The sequence below is a fragment of the Anaeromicropila populeti genome (assembly GCF_900112775.1).
In the GTDB taxonomy this organism is placed as follows: Bacteria; Bacillota; Clostridia; order Lachnospirales; family Lachnospiraceae; genus Anaeromicropila_A; species Anaeromicropila_A populeti.
This window is the reverse complement of record NZ_FOYZ01000044.1, coordinates 1-1,278: the sequence shown is the minus strand read 5'-3', so window position 1 is coordinate 1,278 and position 1,278 is coordinate 1. Positions and strand designations below refer to the sequence as shown.

Genomic DNA, 1,278 nt, shown 5'->3' with positions numbered 1-1,278 from the left:
ATTAAGAGGCAACAATACTATGCCTCCTTACAGGATGCGGCATAGGTCGAACATCCTTGTGAAAAAAGTGTAAAGAGATATTGACAATATCATTTCAATACATCTCATGTTACGGTTCAACGAGAGAATGGGGTAATAATGATTTTGTACAATTCGAGTTTCAATACATCTCATGTTACGGTTCAACATGTTACTGGGTGGAGACCTGCATTAAAACGACGTAGTTTCAATACATCTCATGTTACGGTTCAACTAACGTAAATATCCCATTTTTCTCCTTCTATAATACCATAAAATTCAGATTTTGCAAGCCTTTCCTGCATTTTTGTCCAACCAAATTCAATTAATCTGTATTATAGGCAAATTCATCCTGTAAGCCCTCTATTTTCAAGACTTTGCAAGTTTTCGACAAAAAAATTAGTTGGACTTTTTCAGTCAGAACAGCCAATAACTAAAAAACACGCCCAATCAATTACCCAATGGTTGTGTATCCTTATCTTTCGTTGTTAGCTATTGATTCTCTTTGGTATGCTTTTATCTTACCCCATATACGTTGAGTCAATAACATTGCAACTGCATTTTACAGCAATCTCGTAAAAATAACTGCATATTCAACTTTTGATTGCAAACAATTTAATTTTATCCTAGTTTCATTACATTTGTACAACTTTATTTTTCATACAAAATTATTCATATAATTACAATAAAATTATTGAACTTAATAGTAAATACTGTTAAAATAGCAAGGATAAAAAAACTAGAAGAAGGAGAAAATAAAGTGTCAAAAATAATGCCGAGTGTACAGAGAACAGCTATGACACCTAAGATAAAATCTGCAAAAACATCTAATAATAAGAAAAGCAATCAGCCAAAGTCATCAGCAAAAGGAAGCAGTTCAACAAGTTCCAATAAAAATAGTAGTACAAAGTCAGCCACTAGTTCCATTCAAAATGCTTTGAAATCCAGTGTTGCTGCTACTGTAAAGATTTCTAAGCAGACTATAGCAACGACCAGTACTAAAATGATTTATACCGCGTCTGGCACTCCAAGCCCATATGCTCAAGGAAGTACCAGTAGTTATAGCTACAACAGACCTAAGGAAAGTTATCCGCAGCAAACGAAATCAACTACTTCTACAAGCAAGAAAACAACTACATCCCAGACACCAGTGATTCCCAAACAACAGACTGCACCAGTTCCTAAGCCACAGCCTATACCAATTCCCAAGTCACAGCCTACGCCAGTGCCTGTTGCAAAAACGAGCCAAAAACCAAAAAC

General features: G+C 35.1%; 1 pseudogene. It reads left to right on the top strand.

The annotated features are described in order from the left end of the window. Positions 1-778: 778 nt before the first annotated feature. Positions 779-1,278: pseudogene (locus tag BM305_RS18730) on the top strand (hypothetical protein); the annotation flags it as partial.